Raw genomic sequence first — 26,357 nt, 5'->3', positions numbered from 1 at the left:
AACAAAAGATTCATTCTAATTTTCTAAATCTTCAAAATACTTATAGTACAATTATTAATTATGTATTATTACGAATATTAATAATAAAAACTTTAAAAAAAAATTAAATGGATTCATTTAATAACTATTCAAAACAAAAAAACACTCTTAGAAGATTTCTTTTTTATGTATTTTTGCAATCTAAATTTCTGTAAATGACAATTTTAATTTTATACGCAACAGTTTCTATTTTCTTTTCTTTTTTATGCTCTATTTTAGAAGCTGTTTTATTAAGTATTACTCCTACATTTATCAACCTAAAAAAAAGTGAAGGCGCTGATTTTGCCAAAGACTTAGAAACTTTTAAAAAAGATGTAGACAAACCTCTTATTGCTATTTTAACAATAAACACAATTGCACATACTGTTGGCGCAATTTTAGTTGGTGTACAAGCAAAAGTAGCGTATGCAGAAATGTATGGAACATCTGCTAAAACTATTTTTGGAATTAAAATTACAGAAGATGTTATGGTTGGTATTGTATCAACAATTATGACAATTTTAATTTTAGTGGCATCAGAAATTATACCCAAGACAATTGGTGCAACTTACTGGAAACAATTAGCTAACTTTACATCAAAAGCCTTAAAAATAATGATTTTCCCTTTAAAATGGACTGGAATTTTATGGCTTTTACAATTAACAACAAAACTTATTGGAGGTAAAGGTCATGGAAGTATTTTAAGTAGAGAAGGATTTTTAGTGATGACGGAAATGGCTGAAAAAGATGGCGTTTTTAAGGAAAATGAAAGTAAAGTTATTAGAAATCTTTTAGGTTTTAAAGAGATAAAAGTAAATGACGTGATGACGCCAAGATCTGTTTTAGAAATTGCTGATGAAAGTCAAACTATACAATGTTTTTATAACGAACATAAAAATTTACGTTTTTCTAGAATTCCTGTTTTTGCAGAAAATCCTGATCAAATTACTGGTTATTTTCTAAAAGATAATTTATTAGAATCTATAATTAATGGAAAAGGCGAGCAAACATTAGCCTCTATTAAAAGAGATATTATTATTACAGAAAGAGAATTATCTATTCCTGATTTGTTTGATCAGTTGATAAAAGAAAAAGAACATATCGCTTTAGTTGTTGACGAATATGGTTCTGTTAGCGGTATTGTGTCTCAAGAAGATGTTATAGAAACTTTACTTGGTTTAGAAATTATGGATGAAAGTGATTCTATTGCAGATCTACAAGCTCATGCCAGAAAATCTTGGGAAAAACGTGCTAAAAGAATGGGGACTATTCAAGATAAAGACTAGACATCTTTTGTTTTTTTTACTAAAAATTAACCTTATAATTCTTTATTAAATAGAATAAGTTTAAAGAATTTGTTCTGGTTTTTTATTATTGTAATAAACCGCTATACCAATAATAGTTATAATTTGCGCAATAATAGCCAAATAAGAACCTTCAAAACCAAAAGCACCACCATTAATTAAATTTGGTTCATTTATTTCAAATTCAATTAACGAATATGTATCTCTTCCACTAACATTAAATCCAAAAAGTGTTTGAAATAAATTCCAACTTAAATGCATTGCAATAGGAAACCATAAATTTCTTGTATAAATGTAGGATAAACCTAAAAGTATTCCCGCTAAAAACAAGTTGAATAAAGCGAACAGATCTACATTTTGATTAAAACCATGCATCAACGAAAATAAAATTGATGAAACTATTAGCGCAATATATTTATTAAAAGAAAACAATAAGTTTTTTAAAATATATCCACGTAAAAGAGTTTCTTCTGCAACAGCTACAATTATAAAAAGCAGAATAGAAATAAGTAATTCAATAAGATTAAAATTGGTTTTTAAATAAATAATTTCTTTAAGATAAATTAAAATCAGGTAACCTAAAGACATTGTAAACAAACCAATTACAATGCCGATAATAAAATCAAGTAACCTATTTTTTATTTGAAATCCAAGTTTTACAAATGGCTCTTTATCCACAAACTTCATAAAAATCCAAAGGGCAAAAAATGCACCAATTAATCCAAAAAAACTAATTACCAAATATTGAAAAGAAGTTTGATTTACTTCTAAATCTGTAAAATCTACACCAATAATTAACGAACCAATAAATTGAAAAAATCCAACAAAAATAAAATAAGGAATAATGAGCAACACAACTCTTAACCATCCTCTGTATTTAAATTCATTTTCTACCATTTCATAAATGTAATCTACTCTTCTCCATTATATTCGTGATACAAAAAATCACTATAAGGAAAACGTTGAATGTGAACTTTCTTCACTTCTTCGTACACTTTTTCTTTAAAATCTTCTAAATTATCTTTATTTAAAGCAGAAATAAAGATAGATGGCACCTCATAATCATTCATCCAAGTTTTTTGCCAATCTTGCAAACTATAATGTTCTTTGCCTTTTTGTGTTGACAAATCATCTTCATCTATAATTTCATGAGAATATGCATCAATCTTATTAAAAACCATTAAAGTTGGTTTATCTGCACATTTTATATCTGCCAAAACTGCATTTACAGAAGCAATTTGATCTTCAAAACTAGGATGCGAAATATCTACAACATGTAATAATAAATCGGCTTCTCGAACCTCATCTAAAGTAGATTTAAAGGATTCTACTAATTGTGTTGGTAATTTTCTGATAAAACCAACAGTATCTGTCATTAAAAAAGGAATATTTTTAATCACCACTTTACGAACTGTAGTGTCTAAAGTTGCAAAAAGCTTGTCTTCTGCAAAAACATCACTTTTACTAACTACATTCATTAATGTAGATTTACCAACATTTGTGTAACCAACCAAAGCAACTCTCACCAATTTTCCACGATTTTTTCGCTGAACAGCCATTTGCTTGTCAATTGTTAATAGTTTCTTTTTTAATACATCTATTTTATCACGAATAATACGTCTATCGGTTTCAATTTCCGTTTCACCAGGACCACGCATTCCGATACCACCTTTTTGCTTATCTAAGTGTGTCCAAAGTCTTGTTAAACGTGGTAATAAATATTGATGTTGGGCTAATTCTACTTGTGTTTTAGCAGAACTTGTTTGTGCTCTTTGTGCAAAAATATCTAAGATTAAATTAGTTCTATCTAATATTTTACAATCTAATATTTTTTCAATATTTCGTAATTGTCCGGCAGATAATTCATCATCAAAAATAGCAGTACCAATTTTATTTGCTTGAATAAAATCTCTTACTTCTTCTAGTTTACCAGTTCCTAAAAAGGTTTTAGGATTTGGCCTTTCCATTTTCTGAACAAATCTTTTAACCACAACACCACCAGCAGTTAATGTTAAAAAATCTAGTTCATCTAAATATTCTTTAGATTTAGTTTCATCTTGTTGTTGGGTAATTATACCTATTAAAACAACTTTTTCGGATATAGCTTCTTTTTGGTCTATCATACAATGCAAAAGTACAAACAAATCTTGTTTTATAAATACAAAAAACCTCAATAGAAATTGAGGTTTAGGCTAATTAATTCAAATCTTAGCTAATTAATTCAAATCTGATGGTTTCTAGTCTTATACTTTTTCTTTTTAAACAATTAATTTATGCAAAAATAATATAAGTAAAGTTAAAATAATACATTTAAATGTTAATAAAACATCTATTTTATGTTATAAAATTGTGCTAGATTTACAAAAAACTATAAATGTTCTCATCAATTTCCTCATCAAAACAAAGTAAAAAAATTACTACTGTAGCATTTTATAATGTAGAAAACTTATTTGACACTATAGACAACCCAGCAACTAACGATGATAATTTTACTCCAAAAGGAAAAAACAAATGGACAATTTTACGCTATAAAATAAAAGTAAAAAAACTAGGATCTGTAATTTCTCAATTAGGCATGCAAAAATCTAAAAATCCGCCAGCAATTGTTGGTTTGGTAGAGGTAGAAAACTCAAAGGTTGTATCCGATTTAGTAAACTCATCTTATTTAACAAAGCAACATTATGATTTTGTTCATCATGATTCGCCAGACGAACGAGGAATTGATGTAGCACTTTTATACAATAAAACAGCTTTTGAATTGTTGGTTTCTGAAACTTATCCTGTCTATTTAAAAAATGACAATGGTCAAAGAGATTATACTAGAGATATTTTAAAAATTAGTGGAAATTTACACGGAGAATTAGTACACATTTTAGTAAATCACTGGTCTTCTAGAAGAGAAGGCGCTGCAGAAACAGAACACAAAAGAATTATTGCTGCAGAAACATTGAGAAATATTATTGATACTATTCAGGAAAAAGAAATGGACGCTAATATTATAATTATGGGCGATTTTAATGATGATCCAGAAAGTAAAAGTGTAAAAAACCATTTTGTAAAAGATGATTTTTACAACCCAATGGAAAGCTTACTTGATAAAGAAAAAAAAGGTACCACAACTTATAATAAAAAATGGAATTTATTTGATCAAATTATTTTTTCTAACAACTTTTTAGAGAAAGAAAAAGGAGGGTTACAATTTAAACACGCCGAAGTATTTAATAAAGATTGGTTAAAAATTCATAAAGGAAAACTAAAAGGAAGCCCCTTTAGAACCTATATTGGCAAATGGTATCAAGGCGGATTTTCTGACCATTTTCCTGTGTATGCATTTTTAGAAAAAGAAGATTAATCTTTTCCCTGACTTTTAAAAGCTTTCATCAACTTTTCGTCATTTAAAATATATTTCTTGTATTTTCCATCTCTGTATCTGTAATAAATAAAGAACGGCATAAACAAAAACGAAAAGTAAAATACGCCTAAACCCATAACAATTTGAGCTTTTTCGTGTGCTGTATTTACAAGATACAATCCAGCTGCCATCCAAACTAAAAAGATAACAAACATTATTTTTAACGCTAATTTCATATTGCAAAATTACAAAAGTTATATCTTTAAATCTTAATTTTCATTAAAATGAAATCAATTTCATTATTTTTGATAGGTTTGTTACTCGTTTCTTGCAAACCTTCTAAAAAAGAAATTTATATGAACCCTAAAATTGTTATTGCACACAGAGGTGCTTCTGGTTATTTGCCCGAACATACTTTAGAGGCAAAAGCGATGGCACATGCTATGAATGCTGATTTTATTGAACAAGATTTAGTGTTAAGTAAAGATGACATCCCTATTGTAATTCATGATATTTATTTGGATGATGTAACTGATGTTGCAACAAAATTTTCAACAAGAAAACGAGAAGACAACAGGTTTTATGTGATTGATTTTACGTTTGATGAATTAAAAACACTACAAGTTACAGAACGTTTTAACCCAAAAACTGGAGAACAATTTTATCCAAATCGTTTCCCGAAAGGAAAAGGGAGTTTTAAATTACATTCTTTTCAAGAAGAAATTGAATTAATTCAGGGTTTAAATTTATCAACAGGAAAAAATATCGGAATTTATCCTGAAATTAAAGAACCTGCTTTCCATCAAAAAGAAGGGAAAAATTTAACCAAAATTGTTTTAAAAGTTCTTGCGGACTATGGTTACAAAACCAAAAAAGACAAGTGTATTTTACAGTGTTTTGATGCCAAAGAGTTAGAGAAAATCAGAAAAGAATTAAAGTCTGATTTATTTTTAGTTCAGTTGATAGAATTCCCTGAAGAAACAAAACAATTAGCACATTTTGCAACGTATGCAGATGGAATTGGACCTTGGTACAGACAGATTTTATCAGAAAAAACTGATAACAAATTCACTTTTACTTCACTAGTTTCTGATGCTCATAAACTCGGATTAAAAGTACATCCTTATACTTTTAGAGCAGATGCTTTAAATGAATTCTCAAACTTTAATGAAATGATGCAAACACTATTAATTGATGCAAATGTTGATGGTGCTTTTTCTGATTTCCCAGATTTGGTTGTAAATTTTTTAAAAGATAAAAAATAAAAATTGCTAATACTGAAATATTTATCTTTGTAAGATTATTCTAATTTTCAACACCATTTTTTTATGAGTACTCAAGTATATTCAATAAAACATTTTAATAATACTTTAGATCTTTTTAATGCTGAAAAAAAACTATACAGCTCTAAATGGTTTATGGAATTTGGAAAATTTGGTTCTGAAGTCTTTAATTCTGAAGAAAAAATTATTTATTATATTTCTAAAAAGTTTAAGTTTTGGAAATGGAAAATGGTTTTTACAATCAAAAATAATGATAAAAATTTAATAGAATTAATTTCTCAAAACAACAGAAAAACCATCTATTCAATTGATATTAATGAACTCACTTACGAACTAAAAATTCATTACAAAAAGAAAATTTCCATCTTCAAAAACGGACATAAAATAGCAGAAATAGACGAATCTTTTTTAGAACCAGATTTTAATGAATTCATAAAACTTCAACTTTTAGATAATAAGGATTTAGAAATTTCTTTCTTATTATTTTCTTGCTTAAAAATAGGAGAAGTAGAACAAAGAACAAAAACGATTATTACCAGTCAAAAACAATTAGAACCTAATACAGAACCTTGGAGTTAATATTTGTTAAAGGTATTTTGTAGCAAATCTTTTAGACATTAAAGCCAAATATTTTTTACTGTTTAACATAGAATCGTTTAAATCTTTTGCATAATTTATTACAGCGTCTGTATATTTAATTCCAAAATCACCGACATTCACTCCGCCCAAATCTATGGAACCACAAAAAGCGGCTACTTTAATTTTTTTTGTTTTTGCGGAAGCCAATACACCTTGAATAGTTTTGCCAGACATAGTTTGTGTGTCTAATTTTCCTTCTCCAGTAATAATCCAATCTGCATTTTTAATTTTATCATCAAATTGTGCTAAATTCTTAATTAATTGAATTCCTGGCTCTAACGTTCCGTTTAAAAAAAGTTTTGAAGCAATTCCCATTCCGCCTGCAGCACCTGCGCCTTTTACAGATTGAACATCCGTAGAAAAAACATCATTTAATATTTTAGTAAAATCTTGTAGTCCTTTATCTAACAGTAAAATATCTTCTGTTGACGCGCCTTTTTGAGCAGCATACACAAAAGCTGCTCCATTTTCTCCATATAAAGGATTTGTTACATCGCAAGCAATTTTAAAATCTACGTTACTTAATTCATGGTGAATATTTGTTGCATCAATAGTTTTAATTTTAGATAAATTGGCGCCAATAGGTTTTACTTTTTGATTGTTTTTATCTAAAAATTGATATCCTAAAGCAGTTGCCATTCCAATTCCACAATCATTAGTTGCACTTCCGCCAATTCCTAAAATAATTGTTTTTGCGCCTTTATTAATAGCATCAACTATTATTTCTCCTGTACCTAAAGTGGTTGCGTTTTTACAATCGAATTGTACTGGTTTTAATAATTTAACGCCAGATGCTTCTGCCATTTCAATAAAAGCTGTACTTGTTTTTTTAGAGTAGATATAAGTTGCATTTATAGTTTCGAAAAAAGGATTATTAACTTTTACATCTATTGTTTTTCCTTTTAGGTAATATTTTACTACTTCTATAGTTCCATCTCCACCATCTGCCAAGGGCAAATTAAGTATTTCTGCCTCTGGTGATTTTTCTAAAATTCCTTTTTTAACAATAGAGCAAAATTCTAAGCCAGTTAACGAGTTTTTAAATTTATCTGGCGCAATCACTATTTTCATTTGTTTTATTCTTTAACTTAATATAGTTGGCAAAAAATAACTTAATACTACGATAAAAATAAAAAATGCAATAAGTATATACACTTCTTTTATCATAAAATCTTCCTTTTTTATACTCACATTAAAATTAGAAATGCGTTTCACTTTTATACTTTGAGTAAAAGCACTTACAGTATACGCAACTACCAATGCAATTATTACTCCAGTAAAGTTTAACCAAATCCAAAAAATATTAAACCCTAAATCAATATGAAATAATTCTTGAATGGTTTTAGAAAACATTAAGTTTATTAATACTGCGGATATAATTCCAGCATTCATACCAATATGATTTACTTTTTTTGAAAAGAAAGCTAAGAAAAAAGTGACTAAAACAGGTCCGTAAAACACAGAACCAATAGCATTTATAATTTCAATTACTGCACTTTTACTTCCTCCAAATAAAAATGCAGATGCAATACAAATAACACCCCAAAAAACAACAGAACCTTTAGAGATAAGCATGTAATTTTTATTACTTAACTTTTTCTTACCTCTGTTAAAGAAATCTTCTACAGTTACTGCAGATAATGAATTAACAGTAGAACTTAAAGAAGACATTGCAGCAGATAATATACCAACCATTAAAACACCAATTAAACCATGAGGTAAATATTTCATAATAAAAACAGGAATCATTAAATCTGCTTTTACTCCATGAGTTGCAAATTCTTCTGGAAAATATTTTTGTGTTGTCATAGCAATTTCCTCTAAGAAATCAGGTGCTTGTGCTATTAAACCACCAATAACTAAACCCATAATACAATAGATTAAAACTACCGGAAATCTCAAAAGTCCGTTTGCTAACAAAAGTTGTTTAATGGTTTTTTCATCTTTTGCAGACAACATACGTTGTGCTTGGGTTTGATCGCAACCATAATACGATGCATATAAAAAGAAACCACCAATAATCATTGGCAACAAACCATATTCATTTCCTTCTCCAATTCCTAAATTAAAGTCGATTACTTTTAGTCTTTCAGCATCAAAACCATTAGTTAAACCACCATGTTCTTGTAAAAGAGTCCATCCAAAATATAAACAAATAATTAAACCTGCGAATAAAATAATCATTTGTATGGCGTCTCCCCAAACAACAGCTTTCATACCGCCTTGCCAAGAATAAATAATAGTAATTACACTTATAATTAAAATGGTGTACACAAAATCAATATCTAAAACTGCTTGTAAAATAATAGCTATTGTGTAAACCATAACTCCAGTACCTAAAGCTCTACTTATTTGAAAAACTATACTTAAAATTAATCTAGTAGAAGTACTAAATCTTTTTTCTACAAACTCGTAAATACTAACAACCCCAGATTTGAATAAAGGCGGAATTATAACAATCATAATAAAAATCATTGCTAAAGGAACAGCAAACTCAAAGGTGAGCCATTTCATCCCGCCGCCTAATTTTAGCCCTACAAATGCAGGAGCAGAAATAAAACTGATTGCCGATAATTGTGTTGCCATGGTTGATAAACTCAAAGGAAACCACCCCATACTTTTACCTCCTAAAAAATAATCTTTAGAATCTTTATTTTCTTTAAAGAAAAACCCCATTCCTAAAAAGAAAATAATGTAAAATATTACAATACTATAGTCTAGCCAATTCATAATCAGTTTGTTTTATGTGGATTTAATTTTTAAGCATATCTATTAATAAAGCGGCACTCCAAGAAAAATGATTTCCTCCATAACCAGCTTTACCATCTTTGTGTATTTCTTTTCTAGAATCAAAATACTCGTAAAAGCCATTTTTTTCTATCATATCTATAGAATCTTGTTTTACACGTTCTGCTATTTCTGTAAAACCATATTCTTTTAATCCGTAGAAAAGCATCCAGTTTAAATTAATCCAAACCGGACCTCTCCAATATTTTTTAGGATTAAAACGATTGCTTGTTGGATCAAAAGAAGCACATAAATATTGATCCTTATTTCCAAATTTATCTAGCATTACGTTTACCATTTTTTCTGCTCTTTCTTTTGATGGAATTCCTGCAAACAAAGGAGAAAAAGAAGAAGAAGATAAATATCCTAAAGATTTTTCGTTTCTTAAATCGTAATGAATATATGCTCCAATTTCTTCATCAAATAATTTATTATTAAATGATTCTATACCTTTTTCTTGCCATTTTTCTAGTTGTTTTATTTTATCATTATTACCACCAATCAATTTATATAAAGCTATTAAACTTTGGTTTGATTTTATCAGCATTGCATTAAACAAAGGATCTTGGACTAAAAAAGGAGATAATTCAGCTATTTTTTCATCACTATAATTATGCTCTTTTGCAATTTCTATAATGTGCAAATAATGATCATATTCTCTTTTAGATGGGCGTTGTGCAGCATCTACATGCGTAGTATCTCTTCTTTCAAAAGTATATTCTGGCGGATTCATGGTTGCCCAAATATCATCCCAAATTGGGGAGTTGTCTGTACCAGATTCCCAGTTATGATAAATATAAACTAAACTTTCGTTTTTAGGATCTCTGTTGTTGTAAAAATACTCGTGATTAAAATATACTTTATCAATTACAGATGTTATGTAATTTAAAGAAGCTTCTTTGTCTTCGCTAATTTGATACATTTTTTCTAGTACAAAACCAGTTACAGGTGGCTGCGTCATTCCTGTAGATTTGTATTTTTTTGATGCTAGAGGATGTAAATCTGAACGATGAAAATTTGCACCAGGAAAATAACTATCATTTTCTGTATGAAACACAATGTGTGGAATAAATCCGTTTTCCCATTGTGCATCTAATAAAGTTTCTATTTCTTTTTCTGCTTTTGTCATATCAAAATGTGCAAAACCAATGGCAATAAAGCCAGAATCCCATAACCATTGAAAGGGATATAAATTGGCACAAGGAATACTAAAACCATCCGTCCAATTATTATTAAGTACTTCTATTGCTTGTTTTTCTAATTTATTCATTTTTAAATTGGTATTATATAATTTTAAAACTCACTACTCAAAAAATAAGTTTGAGTAGTGAGAAAACTAAATTGAAAAAGGGGATTAAAAGTTAAAAGTTGCTGTTAAAAACATTCTTCTTGGTAAAATTGGTCTTCCAAAGAAAAATTGTGCATTTCCTGCTTGATTTACATTTCTAGGATCTCCTTCTGTTACACCAGAATCATCAAATAAGTTAAAGACTGAAAAACCTATTCTTAAGTTTTCATTACGCTCTTCATCATTATTTAAACTAAAAGTATAACCTGCTCCTATTCTAAATATGTTTATGGCCTCTAACTCTACATTATTATTATCTGCTGTAAACTTGCTTCCTGTATGATTTAAAGTAAACTGACCATCAAAACTGCTATTGTCATAATGTAAACCCATACTTGTTAGAAAGTTGGGTTGTCTTGCCAATTCGTTACCCACATTTACCTCTGATGAACCACCAGTAACTAAATCTTTGTCTGTGTTTTTAGTAATTTCGTGATCTTGATACGTTGCTGTACCTCTAAAATCGAAATTCTTTGTTAATTTATAAGACCAGTTAGCTTCTAAACCTAAAGTAGATGTGCTTTGTTCAGATCTTGTTAAATCTACCAAAGAACCATTTACAAAACCTTGTGTAATTTTAATTCTATCTTTTAAACTTACATAATAAGCAGCTAACGAACCAGATAATCTATCTGTACCTAATTTTGCTCCGATTTCAAATTGTGTAATTTTTTCTGAATCGTAGTTTGTATTTGGTATCCCTGCAACTGGTGCAAAACCTCTAATTTGCGGAAAGAAAAATCCTCTAGAAAAGTTTGCGTATAAATTTACGTTATCTGTTAAATTGTGTAATGCTGCTAATGATAATGCCCAATCTGTAGCCTCTACATCTGCTCTAACAAAACTACCATCTGCAAATTGTACATTTGCTAAATCTGATGATAGATTTGCATCATCATATACTGTACTACTTACCACATTACCTTTGCTAAAAGTACCTTTTGTACTTTCTATTCTTATACCAGCATCAAAACGCCATTTATCAAAAACCATTTCATCCGTTAAATAAAATGCAGTTTTAGTTTGTGATAAGAAATTGTTCGAAGTCATACCAATTCTGTTGTACAAACCACCTTCTGAATAGGTTACATTATTACCACTTGCATCTACATAACTTAAATTTACCAAACGTGGATTGTTGTTAAATTCTGATAAAACTCTGTATTGATAATTTACATCTTCTGCTTCTGTTCTTGCTAAATAAACACCAGCAGTAATGTTATGACTACCTGCATCTGTTTCTATTGTTTTTGTTAAAGATGCTTCACCAGAATAATCTGTCATTGGTCTTAAACGATCTACATGTAAGTTTTCTACAACTAAATCATTTGAATTTATAGCACCTATTCCTCCTTGATATTGTGCATCATATCCTAAATTTCCTGGAGCCACATTGTTGATATAATCTCCTAAAGTTAGTGGATTATTGTAAGTTCCATTTCCACCAATATACAATGCAAAATTGTGTTTATAGTTTGCGTATTTTACTTTTGATTTAAACTTTAAATCATCAGCAAAATTATAGTTAAAATCTGCCATTACATATCCACCTTGTGTAGAAACACCATCTTCAATTGGACTTTCGTAAGCACCACCAGCAGTTAAAAAAGAAGTATTTGCTAACTGACCAGATAATAATTGAGAAACAGCTTCGCCATCATTCCCTGTAATTCTATTTCTATCACCATCTAAAGGTAAAGGCATAAAGAATTGTGCATTATCATTTATCATTTGTCCGTGAACTGTAAAAGAACCATTTTCGAATTTCTTCTTAATATTTGCTCTAAATTGTACACCTTTTGTTGGCATACCAGTTTCTATTGGTCCATCATCTTTTCTTACAAAACCTGTAAAAGCATAATATGTATTAGAATCTTCACCTCCTAATTTACCACCTGTATAAAAATCAGTTTTTAATCTACCTTTATCTGCCCATTCTACATTTATTAGGTTTTCATCGTTAGAATCACCAGTTTTACTTGTATAGTTAATGATACCAGCAACAGAACCTGCACCATATAAAACAGCTGCTCCACCTCTAACAAATTCAACTCCTTTAAAACCAACATCTGGTCTTGCATACACATCATGTGCAGAAGAGTTTAATCCGAAAGTACTCATTAATGGCATTCCATCATATTGTAAAGGATTAAACACATATTGACCTCCAGAAGGTAAACCTCTTACAAAAACATTTGTAGCCGTTTCTCCACCACCTCCTTCTGCAGTAATACCAGGAATACTTCTAATAATATCTGCCTGACTATTTGCAGATAACTTAGTAATTTCTTTTTGTTTAATAGAACTAATAGACATTGGAGTTTCTTTTTGAGATCTAAAAGTTGACGAAGCTGTTAAAACAATTTCATCTAGTTGTGCTCCTCCTTCTTGCAGAACAACATTTATAGTTAGAGAAGCTCCATTTAAATTTATCTTTTTTTCGTAAGTTTTAAATCCTACATAGGAAACTTGTAAAGTTTGCTCTCCAGTACTTGAAGTTGTAAAATTATAATTTCCATCAAAATCTGATGATCCTCCGGAAGTTGTTCCTTTAATAATAACACTTGCTCCAGGTATAGGTTCACCTATGTTATCTTTAATAGCTCCTTTAATTTTAGTTTGCCCGTTTATTGCATAAAAGCTAATAATACAAATTAATGTTAGTAATGTTTTTTTCATTTTTTTAGGAATTAGTTAATTATACACCAAAATTATTAAGATATACACTATTTACAATCAGTTATTTTACGAAAATATCACGCAAACGTTTGCGGGAACGTTTGTTTTAACTATTTTTACGAAAACGATGTATTTTGAAGAAAGAGGTTACAACACTAAAAAAAATGGCTAAGATGTTGAATTTATCCACATCAACTATTTCAAGAGCTTTAAACGATCACCCAGATATTAGCATAAAAACCAAAAAGAATGTAAAAGATTTGGCAAAAAAATTAAATTATATGCCAAATATATTTGCAAAAGGATTTAGGCTTCATAAAACAAATATAATTGGAGTAATTATACCAAATATAACTTCTTATTTTACATCTACAATTTTAAAAGAAATTTTACTACAATCTGAAATGAAAGGATATAGAGTTATTATTTCTGAATCTAATAATGATATTAACAGAGAAAAAGAAATGTTATTAACGATGTTACAATTTGGAGTTGATGGCATTTTAATGTCGCTATCTAAAAACACTATAAATGTTAACCCAATTCTAAATGCATTAAACAAAAAACCATTAGTACTTTTTGACAAAGTTTCTAATAAAGTTCCTTGCACTCAAATAATAATTGATGGTGAAGAAGCAGCTTTTAATGCTATTGAACACTTAATAAATATTGGTAAAAAAAGAATTGCAATTATTAAGGAATTTGAACATTCTTATAATTCTGAAAGAAGATTTCAAGGATATTTAAGAGCTTTAAGAACTCATAATATTCCTATTGATGAAAAACTTATTTTAAGTACAGATGATATTTCTTTAAAAAAAGGCAAAAGACTTACAAGTCAATTATTAAGTTTAAAAGAAAGACCAGATGCTATATTTTCAATTACTGATGCAGCTGCTGTAGGCGTAATACAAACTCTAAAAAAATTTAACATTAAAATCCCTGAAAATATTGCTGTAGTAGGTTTTAGTAACTCTTTAGTTTCTACAATAGTAGAACCTAATTTAACAACAACAGATCAACCAGGAAAAAGAATTGGAGAAATTGCAGTAGATTATTTAATTAGAGAAATTCAAGAACCTAAAGATTATTTAAGTAGCAAGACTGTTGAAATAAAAACAAACTTAATCATAAGAGAATCTACTTTTTTGCCAGTTTAATACGTTTATTGTGCTAAAATTTGTGGTAGAAATTGCAAGAAAACTAATCCTACAGTAATTAAAATAGATATTATTAAGGGTTGCCAAACTTGTTTCTTTTGATATTCTAATTCTTTTCCTAAATATTTATTCCAAAAAAACTCAACTAAAATTACATAACCAATTAGGTTGAATATTAATGTTATAAAAAAGATTTTTGGTAGATAATTTAATAGTATAACAGAGCCAAATGTGTAAGAAATTCCAAAAATAAGAACTTGAAGTCTTGCTTTTGGTTTATTCATTATTTTTAAATTCTGCATTAATAAAACAGCACCAAATATTGTAGTAAAGAAAATAGTAAAACCTTGAATTGCTTTTTTTGAGTACAAAATAGGTAACACTAATTCCTCAAAAGGACTTTCATTTTTTTCAACTTTTTCTTTAGAATCAGAAAGCACTATTATGTCTTCTTCTTTTTCTGGATCTTTATAAAGAACAGTTGTTTTTTCAATTAAATTTCTGTTTTCTAACTCCCAAATTACTGCCTGTACAGCTTCTTCCGTATACTTTGCTTTTTCTTGAAAAATGGTTTCTAACTCATGGTTAGATTTTTTACTCATTTTTATTGTGAAACTATTTGTCCTCATCTTTATTCTATAGTTTTTAGCCAGTAACTTCTATCAATTTATTTCTGTAAGCAGTTAATAGTTTTGATTTTGAAATAAAACCAATATATTTTCCTTCTCGAATAACAGGTAAATTCCATGCGCCACTTTCTTTAAACTTCTGCATTACTTTTTCTGTAGTATCTGCTGTTAAAATTACTTCTGGCGCGCTTGTCATCACATCTAAAACCTTAATTTTATCATACAATGTTTGATTAAACATCACAGGTCTAACATCATCTAACAAAACAATTCCTAAAAACTGTTCTTTATCATTTAATACAGGATATAAATTTCGGCTAGATTTAGCTACGTTTTCTTTTAACAATTCTCCTAGTGTTTTTTTAGGTTTTGTTGGTATAAAATCTTTTTCTATTAGCGTATCAATATCTAAAAACATTAATACATTTTTATCTTTATCATGTGTTACCAATTCTCCTTTTTTAGCTAACTGTGCTGCATAAATATTATGAGGAATGTATCGTTTCGTAATCATAAATGAAATAGAACTTACAATCATTAAAGGTATAAACAACTCATAACCTCCAGTAATTTCTGCAATTAAAAAAATAGCCGTTAAAGGTGCTAATAATACTCCTGCCATTAATCCTGCCATACCAACCATAGCAAAATTAATTAAAGATAATTTATGTCCGAAGAAATTTGTGTAGTTTACAAGTAATGCAAAAACATAACCCGTTAAACTTCCTGTAAATAAAGTTGGCGCAAAAATACCACCAATTCCTCCTGCTCCAAAAGTTAAAGAAGTTGCTACTATTTTAAAGAGAATTAACCCTAATAAAAACAAAATAATTAATAAGAAATTATCAGAAATGGCATTAAAAATATTGTTTTCTACAATTTGTAATGTATTTCCTCTTAAAACATTATTAATTGTTTCATATCCTTCACCAAATAAAGGCGGAATTAAAAAAACCAATAAACCCAACAAGATTCCTCCTATCAATAATTTTTTATACGGATTTTTAATTTTTTTAAAAAAATCTGCAATAACAAAATATACCTTACTAAAATATACAGAAATTAAAGCTGTAAAAACACCTAATAAAATATAAAAAAGCACATCATTTAGTGCAAATTTATCTTGAATATCAAAATGCAATAGCACGTCATCTCCTAAAAAAAAATAAGAAGTTAAAACCGCTGTTATAGAAGCCAATAATAAAGGAATCATTGATGCCAAGGTTAATTCTAAACTAAAAATTTCTACTGCAAAAACAATTGCAGCAATTGGTGCTTTAAAAATTGAAGACATTGCACCTGCTGCTGCTGCACCAATTAATAAAGTTTTTGTTGTTTGACTTAATCTAAATAGTTGAGCAAAATTAGAACCTAAAGCTGCTCCTGTTGCAACTGTTGGTCCTTCTAACCCAACAGAACCTCCAAAACCAACCGTAATTGGCGCTGTAAGAATTGATGCCCACATTTGATATCTTGGCATTATTCCTTTTTGTTTTGAAATTGCGTATAACGTTGATGGAATTCCGTGTCCGACTCTCTTTTTTATAACGTATTTAATAATCAGAATTACGATTAATAATCCAATTATTGGAAAAATAAAATAGAATGCACTATGAATATCTTTAATAAACTCACCTTCTAATAAATGTTGAATAAGGTGGGTTGCATTTTTTAAAGTAACAGCTCCCAAGCCTGCTAATAACCCAATAATGGCACTTGCTATATTGGTAAATTGTTTGTTAGAAATATGTCTATATTTCCACTTTAAAATTTTTCTGTAAATATCTTTTGTTGTTGGCACTTGTTGTAATTGTAAGAAATTATATTTATAATATTATTATTTTTCTTGATGCTTTAAATCTTTTAATAAGTTGTAATTATTAAAATGTAGAAGTTAAGTTAGTTTTTTTATTTTTAAATATAATAAAAAATCCCGCATTTAGCGGGATTTAAAATTTTATGATTGAATATCAAGTTTTAAACTCAATTCTTTTAATTGATCATCATCAATAAATGCTGGCGCATCAATCATTACATCTCTTCCTGAATTATTTTTAGGAAACGCAATAAAATCTCTAATTGTTTCTTGTCCGCCAAGAATTGCGACCAATCTATCCAATCCAAAAGCCAAACCTCCATGAGGTGGCGCACCATATTCAAAAGCATCCATTAAGAAACCAAATTGTGCTCTGGCATCTTCATTAGAAAAACCTAAATGACGTAACATGGTAGCTTGCATTTTTTTATCGTGAATTCTTATAGAACCTCCACCAATTTCATTTCCGTTTAAAACCAAATCGTACGCATTTGCTTTTACTGCTCCAGGATCTGTATCTAACAATTCCATTTGACCAGGTTTTGGAGACGTAAATGGGTGATGCATTGCATGATAATGCCCAGTTTCTTCATCCAATTCTAATAAAGGAAAATCAATTACCCAAAGTGGCGCAAATACTTTTGGATCTCTTAATCCTAAACGTGTTGCCAATTCCATTCTTAAAGCAGATAATTGTGCTCTTACTTTATTTTTTTCTCCGGATAAAACACACACTAAATCACCAGGTTTTGCGCCCGTAATTTCTGCCCATTTTGCCAAATCTTCTTGATCGTAAAATTTATCAACAGAAGATTTAAAAGATCCATCTTCGTTTACACGAGCATAAATCATTCCTAAAGCACCAACTTGCGGACGTTTTACCCACTTAATAATATTGTCTATTTCTTTTCTTGTATACGAATTTCCTCCAGGAACTGCGATACCAACAACCAATTCTGCGCTATTAAAAACACCAAAATCTTTATGTTGTGTAACTGCGTTTAACTCGCCAAACTCCATTCCAAAACGGATATCTGGTTTGTCATTTCCGTACAAACGCATTGCATCATCATATAACATTCTAGGGAATTTCTCTACCTCAACATTATTAACTTCTTTTAATAAGTGACGTGTTAATCCTTCAAAAACATTTAAAATATCTTCTTGCTCAACAAACGCCATTTCACAGTCTATTTGTGTAAATTCTGGTTGTCTGTCTGCACGTAAATCTTCGTCTCTAAAACATTTTACAATCTGAAAATATTTATCCATTCCACCAACCATCAACAATTGTTTGAAAGTTTGTGGAGATTGTGGCAACGCATAAAACTGACCTTCGTTCATTCTACTAGGAACCACAAAATCTCTTGCGCCTTCTGGTGTAGATTTTATTAAATAAGGCGTTTCAACTTCTATAAATTCTTGATCAGACAAGTATTTACGAACTTCCATAGCTACTTTATGACGAAAAATCAAACTGTTTTTTACAGGATTTCTTCTAATATCTAAGTATCTATATTTCATTCGGATGTCTTCTCCTCCATCCGTTTTATCTTCAATTGTAAAAGGCGGCGTAACAGATGCATTTAAAATTTCTAATTTAGAAACCAACACTTCCACGGCTCCAGTTGCCATTTTATCATTTTTAGATTCGCGCTCAATTACCGTTCCTGTAACCTGAATTACAAATTCTCTTCCTAATGATTTTGCTTTTTCCATCATTTCTTTTGGCGTGCGCTCTTCATCAAAAATAAGTTGCGTAATTCCGTATCTATCACGTAAATCTACCCAAACCATAAAACCTTTATCACGGCTTTTTTGTACCCAACCCGCTAAGGTTACTTCTGTATTTATATGCGATGCTCTTAACTCGCCACAAGAATGACTTCTATACATTTCTTTTCTTTTAATGAAGCGCAAAATTAAACAATTTCGTTTTAATAATAACTTTTTGGGCGTTCATTTCTAAAGAGAAATGCCCCGCTTTTCGCACTCGCTTTTTTTAAACAAAAAAGAGCTCAAACAATTGCTACAATCGGTAACGCAAAATCCGTACAATTCTTAATGGTTTTTTAATTAAATAAGACCTCAGAAATTAAAAAAATTAACGATTTAGCTTTATCTTTGATTAGGAACAATTTAATATGAGGTATTTCTTCCTTTTTTGGTGCGTTTTAATTTTATCTTTTCCTTTATTTTCTCAAAATAAATCAAATGCAGTAGATAGTGCTTTTCAAGTACTAAAAAACACACCTAATTCTACAAAAAAAGTAGATACTTTAATTGCTTTATATAAATTATCTATAAAGCAGAAAAAAATTAATAAACGTATTTTAGAGGATGCTTTAGCTATTTCTCAACGCATTTTTTACATTAAAGGAATTGGTATTTGTTATGATAGAAAGGGAATTAATGCCCGGTACGAGCAAGATTACAGCAATTCTATAACCAATCATAAAAGAGCATTATCTTACTTAAAACAAACTACAGATACTTTATTAATTGTAAAATGCTTAAATAATCTTGGCGTTACTTATAGAAAAGTAAATCTTGAAAAAGAAGCTTTTAATCATTATTTTGAAGCGTTAAACTTATCAGAAAAAATAAAAAACAAACGCAGTCAATCTATTGCCTTACACGGAATTGGAAATGTTTTTATTGATTCTGAACAATATGATAAAGCACTTTATTATTTAAGAAAAGCAATCTTGCTTGAGAAAGAAATGAATAATATTAAAGGGCAAGAGTATGGTTACGCCAATTTAGGTGAAGTTTTTACTGAGAAACAAGTCTATGATTCTGCTTATTTTTACATTGATAAAGCATTAGAAATTGCCATCAAAAATCCAAGAAAAGAAGGTGTTGCTATTAAATATACTTTGCTTGGAAAATTATATCAAAAAAAAGGAGATTATAAAAAATCGAACGAGTTCTATTTTAAATCAATTCCGCAATTAGAAAAGTTTGAGAATACGCGTTATCTAAGTAAAAGTTATTTGAATATCGGAATAAATGAGCTGTATTTACATCAATTTAAGGAAGCAAAAAGAAACATTGATATTGGTCTAAAAAAAGCAAAACAAATTAATTCTAAAGAGAATATTTTATTAGGTTTTAAAACTTTAACGGACTATTATTCTAAAACCAATCAATTTGAGAAAGCACTAAATGCTCAAAAACAAGTTCTTGTATTTAGAGATAGTATTATAAATGAAGCTTCTTTAAAGAGTTTTATTAGTACAGAAATTAGTTATGAATCGTCTAAAAAAGACACTAAAATTCAATCTTTAGCAAAAGCAAAAAATAAAAGTGAACAAGAAGCAAGTTCTAATTTTTGGCTTTTTATTACAAGTGTTGTTATTGGTGTTACTAGTGTTCTCATTTTATTTTTGCTTAGAAGAAATAAAATACTAGAATTAGATCAAAAAAATACAGAAATTAAAAACTATTTGCTTCAGATTAAAAAATTAAAAACGAGTCATCAACAAAATCCTTCTTTTTCTAAAAAAGAGTTAAAGGAATTTCAATTATCTAAAAGAGAAATAGAAGTTCTAAAACATATTTCTAACGGACTTAGCAATGCCCAAATTGCTGAAAAAATGTTTGTTTCTAACAATACAATTAAAACCCATATTTCTCATATCTACACAAAACTTGATGTAAAAAACAGGGTACAAGCAGTTCAAAAAATATCAGCATAAATTATTCCTTTTTTTTATTTTAAATCACCCTTTTGGGTGATAGAAATCACCTTTCCTTATGGTCTTTTTTGTTTATTCTACTCATAACTTTGTAGTATAATTCAAAACTAAATTAATATGAAAAATTTAAAAAAAGTACTCGTATTGTTGCTAGCATTTTTACTATTTAATGTTTCTTGTTCTAGCGACGACAGCCCAAACAGTGATTTTTGTAAAAATTATATTGAAAACATTGAAGAAGGACTTCAAGATTATAGTAAAGCAATAATGGCCCAATATGAAAATCCTTCAGATGCAAATTGTGCGGCATTAAAAACAGAAATTCAAAGTATGATCACTACAATTGAAAATGGAAAAGAATGTTTTTCAGATTCAGAAACAGAAAGTTATAACGAATTAATTGCAGAACTTAAGGAGGCTTTAACCACAGCTTGCGATTAGTCAAAGAAGTTAAATTTTAAGTATTTTAAATTAAACCTACTTTAAATTCCTGTATTAAATTATTGGTTACAAAAATTGATGTATTCACTTAAAACATAGCATTCTCTCAACTTTTATATTAAATACAGAATGTAAGAATGTAGTAAGTAACATTAATTTTAGTACAGGAATTTATTAATTTATCATTTTCGAATGAATTCCCCTAGTTTTTCGGTGATGATTTTAAACAAACACATTATGAAAACAAAACTATTTTTACTACTAGCAATATTTTTTGGCTTAATCGTAAAAGCACAAACAACAAGTATCCCTGATGCTAATTTTGAACACTATTTAGAAACTCACAGTAAAATTAACTTATCTCAAATATCTGTTGGAGATGCCAATAGTATGGGAAATGGAATTGATGGCGATCATTTAGTTACTACTGCAAATATTAGTGCTGTAACATATTTGAGTGTAAATGAGCTAAATATTTCTGACTTAACAGGTATTGAAGATTTTACTTCTCTTACAGATTTATCTTGCTCAGATAATAATCTAACAACGCTTACACTACCTCCTGTAACATCTTTAGCAAACCTTATTGTTGAAAGAAATAACTTAACAACAATTAATCTACCTAATACTTTAGTAGAAATATTAGAGTTTAGTTGTGCAGATAATAAAATTACAAGTATAAATTTTAACAATGTTAATTATATCAATTTTCTTTACTTAGTCAATAATAAATTTACAACTTTAGATTTTTCAAATACAAATGTACAAGGGTTAGAATTTAGCGACAATCCTTTTCTTACAAGTATTGATCTAAGAAATGGTGCAGATTATACAGAAATATACGGATTTTACGGAGTTAACAACCCTTTATTAACTTGTGTTTTTGTTGATAATGTTTCTTATGCTAACGCAAATTGGAAAAACAATGTTGATTCTACTACAAACTTTGTAGATTCAGAAGCAACTTGTAATTTATTATCAACTCATACATACGTGCCAGATGATAATTTTGAACAAGCTTTAATTGATGAAGGTTTAGATGATGTTTTAGATAATTATGTTCTTACAAATAATATTAATTCAATAACCTTCTTAGATGTTTCTGATAAAAACATATCAGATTTAACAGGAATTGAAGATTTTTTAGAGTTAGAAACATTTGGTTGTGAAAATAATCAACTTACAACTATTGATCTTAGTAATAATCATATTTTAGAATTTGGCTGTAATAACAATCAATTAACAAGTTTAATATTAAATGCTGAAGCAAGAGTAGTAGATTGTAGTTATAACTTATTAACTGCGTTAATTGTACCTTCAGGAATTGCAAATTTACAATGTAATAACAACAATATTACTTCACTAGATTTAAGTAGTACAACAGAACTAAGTAGATTAAATGTAAGTAATAATAATCTAGAATTCTTAGATTTTAGAAATGGAGAAAACGACCAAATAAGCAGCAGTTACGACTATAACACTGGTTATGATTATAGTTTTGACGCTACAAACAACCCAAATTTAACCTGTATTTTTGTTGATGATGCTACTTTTAGCACAACAAATTGGAAAAAAGTAGATGCAACTGCTCATTTTGTTATAGACCAAGCAGGTTGTGACGCTAGTATTACAGTTACAACATATGTTCCAAACAACAACTTTGAACAAGCTTTAATAGACGGTGGGTATGATAATGTTTTAGATGATTATGTACTTACAGATAACATAAGAGTAATTACTGATTTAGATGTATCAAATAAAAATATTTCTGATTTAACAGGAATTGAAGATTTTAAATCTCTTGTAACGCTTTCTTGTAACAATAATTCATTAACAAGTTTAAATGTAACTCAAAATACTTCTTTAAAATATTTAAACTTTTCTTTTAATCAAGTTTCAACTATTGATGTATCTAAAAATATTGCTTTAGAAAAACTTACAGCAGTACAAAATCAACTAACAAGTTTAGATGTAACTACAAATACTTCTTTAAAACATTTAGAATGTTGGCAAAACCAAATAACGAGTTTAGACGTATCTAAAAACACTATTTTAGAAGAATTGTACGTTAAAGAAAATGCGTTATCAGAATTAGATGTTACAAATAATATTGCTTTAAAATTCCTTTCGTTTGGTGGAGAAATGAATACAGCAAGTACAATTTCTAGTATAGATATCTCTAATAATACACAATTATTTAGTTTAGATTTTATTTATACTCAAATTTCAGAATTGGTAACAACCAACAACCCAAATTTAGAAAGATTGTTTATTAGAAATAATAAATTAAAAAATCTAGATGTTTCTCAAAACCCAGTATTAGAAGATCTTGTTTGTGAAGATAATCAACTTAGAACTTTAAATGTAAAAAATGGTAATAACATCAATTTTTATAGATTTAGCGCTTTTAATAATTCTTTCTTAAACTGTATTCAAGTTGATGATCCTTCTTGGAGTAACACAAACTGGACAGCCATAAACGGAACAGAAACTTTTGGAGATAATTGTCATTATTATCAAACCTATGTACCTGATGATAATTTTGAACAAACATTGATAGATTTAGGGTTTGATACTGGTTCTTTAGATGATTATGTATCAACAAATAATATAAATACGGTTACTGATTTAGAAATCATCAATAAAAATATTGCAGATTTAACTGGTTTAGAAGATTTTGATGCACTTACTTATTTAGATTGTTCCTATAATCTTTTAACAAACCTATCAACTATTTTTAATGAAAATTTAGAGGTTTTACGATGTGATCATAATCAACTTACTTCTTTAGATATTAATGGTAATGTTAATTTAACACAGTTGTTTTGTGGAGATAATAACCTTACTTCTTTAGATTACTTATATTATGCACAGTATTTAAATTTTCTTAGCATTGAAAATAATCAAATTTCAAATATAGATATTGCAGGAAATAGTGAGCTATTAAATTTACTTGTAGGTGGTAATAATTTATCAGAATTAGAAATTAATAACAATACCAAATTAACCGTTTTAAGTGTTAGTAATAATAAATTATCAAGTTTAAATACCTCTAACAATCCAGATTTATTTCACATTTTTTGTAGTGGAAACTTAATAACATCCATAGATATTTCTAACAACCCAGCAATCACAAGATTTATTTGTTTCAACAACCTATTATCTTCTTTAGACATGAGAAATGGAAACAATACAAATATTTCTGACGGCACATTTAATGCAAAAAGCAACCCAGATCTTACTTGTATTTATGTTGATGATACAGATTGGAGTTATAAAAATTGGAAAAATAAAGATGCTGCTTCTCATTTTGTAGCAGATGAAACGGCTTGTAATGCTCTGTCTGTAGAAAATCATAAAATTAATGGGCTTAAAATACTATCTAACCCAATAATTAATAACATCAAATTATCTACAACAGAAAAATTAAATTTTGTTTTAACAGACATTAATGGAAAAACTCTAAAAAGCGGAAAATTAACTATTGGAAACAATACTATAAATGTTTCTAAAATGGCAAAAGGTATTTGTTTTTTAAGAGTAACAAGTACAAGAAACAGCAGCGTTAAAAAAATTATTATCCAATAATCGCTTCTTATTTCATTTACCAAACTTACAAAAGAGTTTTACACAATTCTTTTGTAAGTTTGTGTTTACAATAGTAATTCTTATTAATGAGCAGATTATATTTAGTTCCTACACCAATTGGTAATTTAGAAGACATGACTTTTAGAGCCATTAGAATTCTAAAAGAGGTCGATTTTATTTTAGCAGAAGACACGCGCACAAGCGGAAAACTCTTAAAACATTTTGAGATTTCTACACAAATGCACAGTCATCACATGCATAATGAACATAAATCTGTAAAAGGAATTGTTCAAAGAATACAAAACGGAGAATCGTGTGCATTAATTTCTGATGCCGGAACGCCTGCAATTTCAGATCCTGGTTTTTTATTAACGAGAGCGTGTGTAGAAAATAATATTGAGGTGGATTGTTTACCTGGCGCAACTGCTTTTGTACCTGCTTTGGTAAATTCTGGATTGCCAAATGATAAGTTTGTTTTTGAAGGTTTTTTACCGGTTAAAAAAGGAAGACAAACTCGATTTTTATTGTTATCCGAAGAAAAAAGAACCATGATTTTTTATGAATCTCCACATAAATTAGTAAAAACTCTTGGGCATTTTGTAGAATATTTTGGTGCTGAAAGACAAGTTTCCGTTTCTCGTGAATTAACAAAAATGTTTGAAGAAACCATTAGAGGAACTGCCACAGAAGTTTTAGCGCATTACACCGCAAAACCGCCAAAAGGAGAAATTGTTGTGATTGTTGAAGGTAAATCTTCAAAATAAAATATTTTGAACTTCTTTATAAAATAGAACCGATTATTTGAAAAAACCAAATAAAAAATAGTAATAATACTTTTATCATGTTATTAAAATAAGTCACCCAAAGGTGTTGTTATTAACTTTGTTGTTAATCGTAAAAATTAACTTTTATAATTAATCTTCTTCTTCAATATCAAATAAATACTCTACAGTAACATTAAAAAAACGCGCCATTTTAATAGCCAACGTTACAGACGGATTAAATTTGTTATTTTCAATTGCATAAATTGTTTGTCTAGAAACTCCAACTTTTGTAGCTAAATCTCCTTGTGTTAAATTATGTCTTGCACGCTCTACTTTTATTAAGTTTTTCATTTAGTAGATACGTTTTTTGATGGCAAAAATGATTAAATAAAAGATCATAAATAAATTAATTATATAATCTAACTTCAAACTTACATTTCCCCATATCATATAAATAACAACAGTTAACCCTAAACCAATTAATATAGTGAATTGATAAGATTCTAACCGTAATATGTTTATATAATCATCTTCTACTTTTTCTTTAGAAAACATATACAACATCATTCCAATAACTGCTAAAACCTCAAAAAAATGCAAAACCGGATTATTATATAAATTTTCAAAAAAATCAAATTTTGTAGAATCTGGATTACACTCTGCTGTAAGTCCATGCATAAAACCTTTATACCCAGAGACAATACTTCCTATTAAAAACACAACTATCCCTACTTTTTTACACCAATTTGGTAACATCTTAATTTTCATAATGCTATTATTTTTATACAAATGTAAATAAAACTTTACATTTATTAATTAATTGTAGTCATTTTTTTATTTTTTTTAAA

Annotated in this window: 21 protein-coding genes; 9 read left to right on the top strand and 12 right to left on the bottom strand. The window is 28.6% G+C overall.

The genetic code is table 11. The features are described from left to right. The first annotated feature begins 194 nt into the window (after positions 1-194). Complete coding sequence (locus tag BLT70_RS00435; RefSeq protein WP_091890016.1) at positions 195-1,304, top strand: CNNM domain-containing protein; 1,110 nt, start codon at positions 195-197, stop codon at positions 1,302-1,304. A 60-nt stretch (positions 1,305-1,364) separates the two neighbouring features. Here the strand turns inward: BLT70_RS00435 and BLT70_RS00430 are convergent, their stop codons facing one another. Both BLT70_RS00430 and hflX read right to left on the bottom strand, forming a co-directional pair. After that, positions 1,365-2,219 (bottom strand): CPBP family intramembrane glutamic endopeptidase, encoded by an 855-nt coding sequence (locus BLT70_RS00430; RefSeq protein ID WP_091890013.1) that lies wholly within the window; start codon positions 2,217-2,219, stop codon positions 1,365-1,367. A gap of 14 nt (positions 2,220-2,233) precedes the next feature. After that, a complete protein-coding gene (hflX, locus tag BLT70_RS00425) occupies positions 2,234-3,445 on the bottom strand; it encodes a GTPase HflX (protein WP_091890010.1) in 1,212 nt (403 codons plus the stop codon). Between the two features lie 251 nt (positions 3,446-3,696). Here hflX and BLT70_RS00420 point away from each other — a divergent pair, with 251 nt between their 5' ends. After that, positions 3,697-4,674, top strand: a complete 978-nt coding sequence (locus BLT70_RS00420; RefSeq protein ID WP_091890008.1) for an endonuclease — start codon at positions 3,697-3,699, stop codon at positions 4,672-4,674. Here BLT70_RS00420 and BLT70_RS00415 read toward each other — a convergent pair. Beyond that, a complete protein-coding gene (locus BLT70_RS00415) occupies positions 4,671-4,910 on the bottom strand; it encodes a hypothetical protein (RefSeq protein WP_091890005.1) in 240 nt (79 codons plus the stop codon). The two genes, BLT70_RS00420 and BLT70_RS00415, sit on opposite strands and share 4 nt — an antisense overlap. A 48-nt stretch (positions 4,911-4,958) precedes the next feature. Here BLT70_RS00415 and glpQ point away from each other — a divergent pair, with 48 nt between their 5' ends. Continuing rightward, positions 4,959-5,939: a glycerophosphodiester phosphodiesterase gene (gene glpQ / locus BLT70_RS00410; RefSeq protein WP_091890003.1), complete on the top strand. Its 981-nt coding sequence runs from the start codon at positions 4,959-4,961 to the stop codon at positions 5,937-5,939. 63 nt (positions 5,940-6,002) lie between these two features. Continuing rightward, entirely contained in the window at positions 6,003-6,536 is a 534-nt protein-coding gene (locus tag BLT70_RS00405; RefSeq protein WP_091889999.1) for a hypothetical protein, read from the top strand. 6 nt (positions 6,537-6,542) lie between these two features. Here BLT70_RS00405 and BLT70_RS00400 read toward each other — a convergent pair whose 3' ends face one another. The 4 genes from BLT70_RS00400 to BLT70_RS00385 all read right to left on the bottom strand — a co-directional run bounded on the left by BLT70_RS00400 (position 6,543) and on the right by BLT70_RS00385 (position 13,410). Continuing rightward, positions 6,543-7,667, bottom strand: a complete 1,125-nt coding sequence (locus BLT70_RS00400; protein WP_091889997.1) for a glycerate kinase — start codon at positions 7,665-7,667, stop codon at positions 6,543-6,545. 12 nt (positions 7,668-7,679) lie between these two features. After that, entirely contained in the window at positions 7,680-9,326 is a 1,647-nt protein-coding gene (locus BLT70_RS00395) for a sodium/solute symporter (RefSeq protein WP_091889994.1), read from the bottom strand. A 22-nt stretch (positions 9,327-9,348) separates the two neighbouring features. Then, on the bottom strand, positions 9,349-10,653 hold the full coding sequence (locus BLT70_RS00390) for a trehalase family glycosidase (protein WP_091889991.1): 1,305 nt from the start codon (positions 10,651-10,653) through the stop codon (positions 9,349-9,351). An 84-nt stretch (positions 10,654-10,737) separates the two neighbouring features. Next, positions 10,738-13,410, bottom strand: coding sequence for a TonB-dependent siderophore receptor (locus tag BLT70_RS00385; RefSeq protein ID WP_091889988.1), 2,673 nt, complete (start codon positions 13,408-13,410; stop codon positions 10,738-10,740). 173 nt (positions 13,411-13,583) lie between these two features. Here BLT70_RS00385 and BLT70_RS00380 point away from each other — a divergent pair, with 173 nt between their 5' ends. Then, positions 13,584-14,570 (top strand): LacI family DNA-binding transcriptional regulator, encoded by a 987-nt coding sequence (locus BLT70_RS00380; protein WP_231962767.1) that lies wholly within the window; start codon positions 13,584-13,586, stop codon positions 14,568-14,570. 5 nt (positions 14,571-14,575) lie between these two features. Here the strand turns inward: BLT70_RS00380 and BLT70_RS00375 are convergent, their stop codons facing one another. From BLT70_RS00375 to aspS, 3 genes are all read right to left on the bottom strand, one after another. Beyond that, on the bottom strand, positions 14,576-15,172 hold the full coding sequence (locus BLT70_RS00375; protein WP_231962765.1) for a hypothetical protein: 597 nt from the start codon (positions 15,170-15,172) through the stop codon (positions 14,576-14,578). A gap of 43 nt (positions 15,173-15,215) precedes the next feature. Beyond that, positions 15,216-17,000 (bottom strand): chloride channel protein, encoded by a 1,785-nt coding sequence (locus tag BLT70_RS00370; protein ID WP_091889978.1) that lies wholly within the window; start codon positions 16,998-17,000, stop codon positions 15,216-15,218. 156 nt (positions 17,001-17,156) lie between these two features. Continuing rightward, positions 17,157-18,911, bottom strand: coding sequence for an aspartate--tRNA ligase (gene aspS, locus BLT70_RS00365; RefSeq protein ID WP_091889974.1), 1,755 nt, complete (start codon positions 18,909-18,911; stop codon positions 17,157-17,159). Between the two features lie 248 nt (positions 18,912-19,159). On the opposite strand from aspS, the gene BLT70_RS00360 reads away from it, so the two are divergent. The 4 genes from BLT70_RS00360 (at position 19,160) to rsmI (ending at position 25,509) form a co-directional block, all read left to right on the top strand. Next, on the top strand, positions 19,160-20,716 hold the full coding sequence (locus BLT70_RS00360; protein WP_091889971.1) for a tetratricopeptide repeat protein: 1,557 nt from the start codon (positions 19,160-19,162) through the stop codon (positions 20,714-20,716). A gap of 117 nt (positions 20,717-20,833) precedes the next feature. Next, complete coding sequence (locus BLT70_RS00355) at positions 20,834-21,157, top strand: hypothetical protein (RefSeq protein WP_091889967.1); 324 nt, start codon at positions 20,834-20,836, stop codon at positions 21,155-21,157. Between the two features lie 237 nt (positions 21,158-21,394). Then, the gene (locus BLT70_RS00350; protein ID WP_157691805.1) at positions 21,395-24,745 is read left to right on the top strand and encodes a T9SS type A sorting domain-containing protein; all 3,351 of its coding nucleotides are present in this window, start codon (positions 21,395-21,397) and stop codon (positions 24,743-24,745) included. 86 nt (positions 24,746-24,831) lie between these two features. After that, positions 24,832-25,509 carry a 16S rRNA (cytidine(1402)-2'-O)-methyltransferase gene (gene rsmI / locus BLT70_RS00345; RefSeq protein ID WP_091889961.1) on the top strand — a complete coding sequence of 226 codons (678 nt, stop codon included), beginning with the start codon at positions 24,832-24,834 and terminating at the stop codon, positions 25,507-25,509. Between the two features lie 150 nt (positions 25,510-25,659). Here the strand turns inward: rsmI and BLT70_RS00340 are convergent, their stop codons facing one another. Together BLT70_RS00340 and BLT70_RS00335 are read right to left on the bottom strand one after the other, a co-directional pair. Next, the gene (locus BLT70_RS00340) at positions 25,660-25,860 is read right to left on the bottom strand and encodes a helix-turn-helix transcriptional regulator (RefSeq protein ID WP_091889958.1); all 201 of its coding nucleotides are present in this window, start codon (positions 25,858-25,860) and stop codon (positions 25,660-25,662) included. Continuing rightward, positions 25,861-26,277 carry a hypothetical protein gene (locus tag BLT70_RS00335; RefSeq protein ID WP_091889955.1) on the bottom strand — a complete coding sequence of 139 codons (417 nt, stop codon included), beginning with the start codon at positions 26,275-26,277 and terminating at the stop codon, positions 25,861-25,863. Positions 26,278-26,357 lie beyond the last annotated feature (80 nt).

The organism is Polaribacter sp. KT25b (assembly GCF_900105145.1).
Taxonomy (GTDB): domain Bacteria; phylum Bacteroidota; class Bacteroidia; order Flavobacteriales; family Flavobacteriaceae; genus Polaribacter.
The sequence above is the reverse complement of the archived record's forward strand: the minus strand, read 5'-3'. Positions and strand labels throughout refer to the sequence as shown.

Bases quoted from the DNA above. Each gene is read 5' to 3' on its own strand.
- BLT70_RS00400 (WP_091889997.1), bottom strand. From the start codon at position 7,667: ATGAAAATAGTGATTGCGCCAGATAAATTTAAAAACTCGTTAACTGGC.
- BLT70_RS00395 (WP_091889994.1), bottom strand. From the start codon at position 9,326: ATGAATTGGCTAGACTATAGTATTGTAATATTTTACATTATTTTCTTT.
- BLT70_RS00385 (WP_091889988.1), bottom strand. From the start codon at position 13,410: ATGAAAAAAACATTACTAACATTAATTTGTATTATTAGCTTTTATGCA.
- BLT70_RS00340 (WP_091889958.1), bottom strand. From the start codon at position 25,860: ATGAAAAACTTAATAAAAGTAGAGCGTGCAAGACATAATTTAACACAA.
- hflX (WP_091890010.1), bottom strand. From the start codon at position 3,445: ATGATAGACCAAAAAGAAGCTATATCCGAAAAAGTTGTTTTAATAGGT.
- BLT70_RS00360 (WP_091889971.1), top strand. From the start codon at position 19,160: ATGAGGTATTTCTTCCTTTTTTGGTGCGTTTTAATTTTATCTTTTCCT.
- BLT70_RS00405 (WP_091889999.1), top strand. From the start codon at position 6,003: ATGAGTACTCAAGTATATTCAATAAAACATTTTAATAATACTTTAGAT.
- BLT70_RS00390 (WP_091889991.1), bottom strand. From the start codon at position 10,653: ATGAATAAATTAGAAAAACAAGCAATAGAAGTACTTAATAATAATTGG.
- BLT70_RS00420 (WP_091890008.1), top strand. From the start codon at position 3,697: ATGTTCTCATCAATTTCCTCATCAAAACAAAGTAAAAAAATTACTACT.
- BLT70_RS00415 (WP_091890005.1), bottom strand. From the start codon at position 4,910: ATGAAATTAGCGTTAAAAATAATGTTTGTTATCTTTTTAGTTTGGATG.
- glpQ (WP_091890003.1), top strand. From the start codon at position 4,959: ATGAAATCAATTTCATTATTTTTGATAGGTTTGTTACTCGTTTCTTGC.
- BLT70_RS00350 (WP_157691805.1), top strand. From the start codon at position 21,395: ATGAAAACAAAACTATTTTTACTACTAGCAATATTTTTTGGCTTAATC.
- BLT70_RS00375 (WP_231962765.1), bottom strand. From the start codon at position 15,172: ATGAGTAAAAAATCTAACCATGAGTTAGAAACCATTTTTCAAGAAAAA.
- aspS (WP_091889974.1), bottom strand. From the start codon at position 18,911: ATGTATAGAAGTCATTCTTGTGGCGAGTTAAGAGCATCGCATATAAAT.
- BLT70_RS00335 (WP_091889955.1), bottom strand. From the start codon at position 26,277: ATGAAAATTAAGATGTTACCAAATTGGTGTAAAAAAGTAGGGATAGTT.
- BLT70_RS00380 (WP_231962767.1), top strand. From the start codon at position 13,584: ATGTTGAATTTATCCACATCAACTATTTCAAGAGCTTTAAACGATCAC.
- BLT70_RS00355 (WP_091889967.1), top strand. From the start codon at position 20,834: ATGAAAAATTTAAAAAAAGTACTCGTATTGTTGCTAGCATTTTTACTA.
- BLT70_RS00435 (WP_091890016.1), top strand. From the start codon at position 195: ATGACAATTTTAATTTTATACGCAACAGTTTCTATTTTCTTTTCTTTT.
- rsmI (WP_091889961.1), top strand. From the start codon at position 24,832: ATGAGCAGATTATATTTAGTTCCTACACCAATTGGTAATTTAGAAGAC.
- BLT70_RS00430 (WP_091890013.1), bottom strand. From the start codon at position 2,219: ATGGTAGAAAATGAATTTAAATACAGAGGATGGTTAAGAGTTGTGTTG.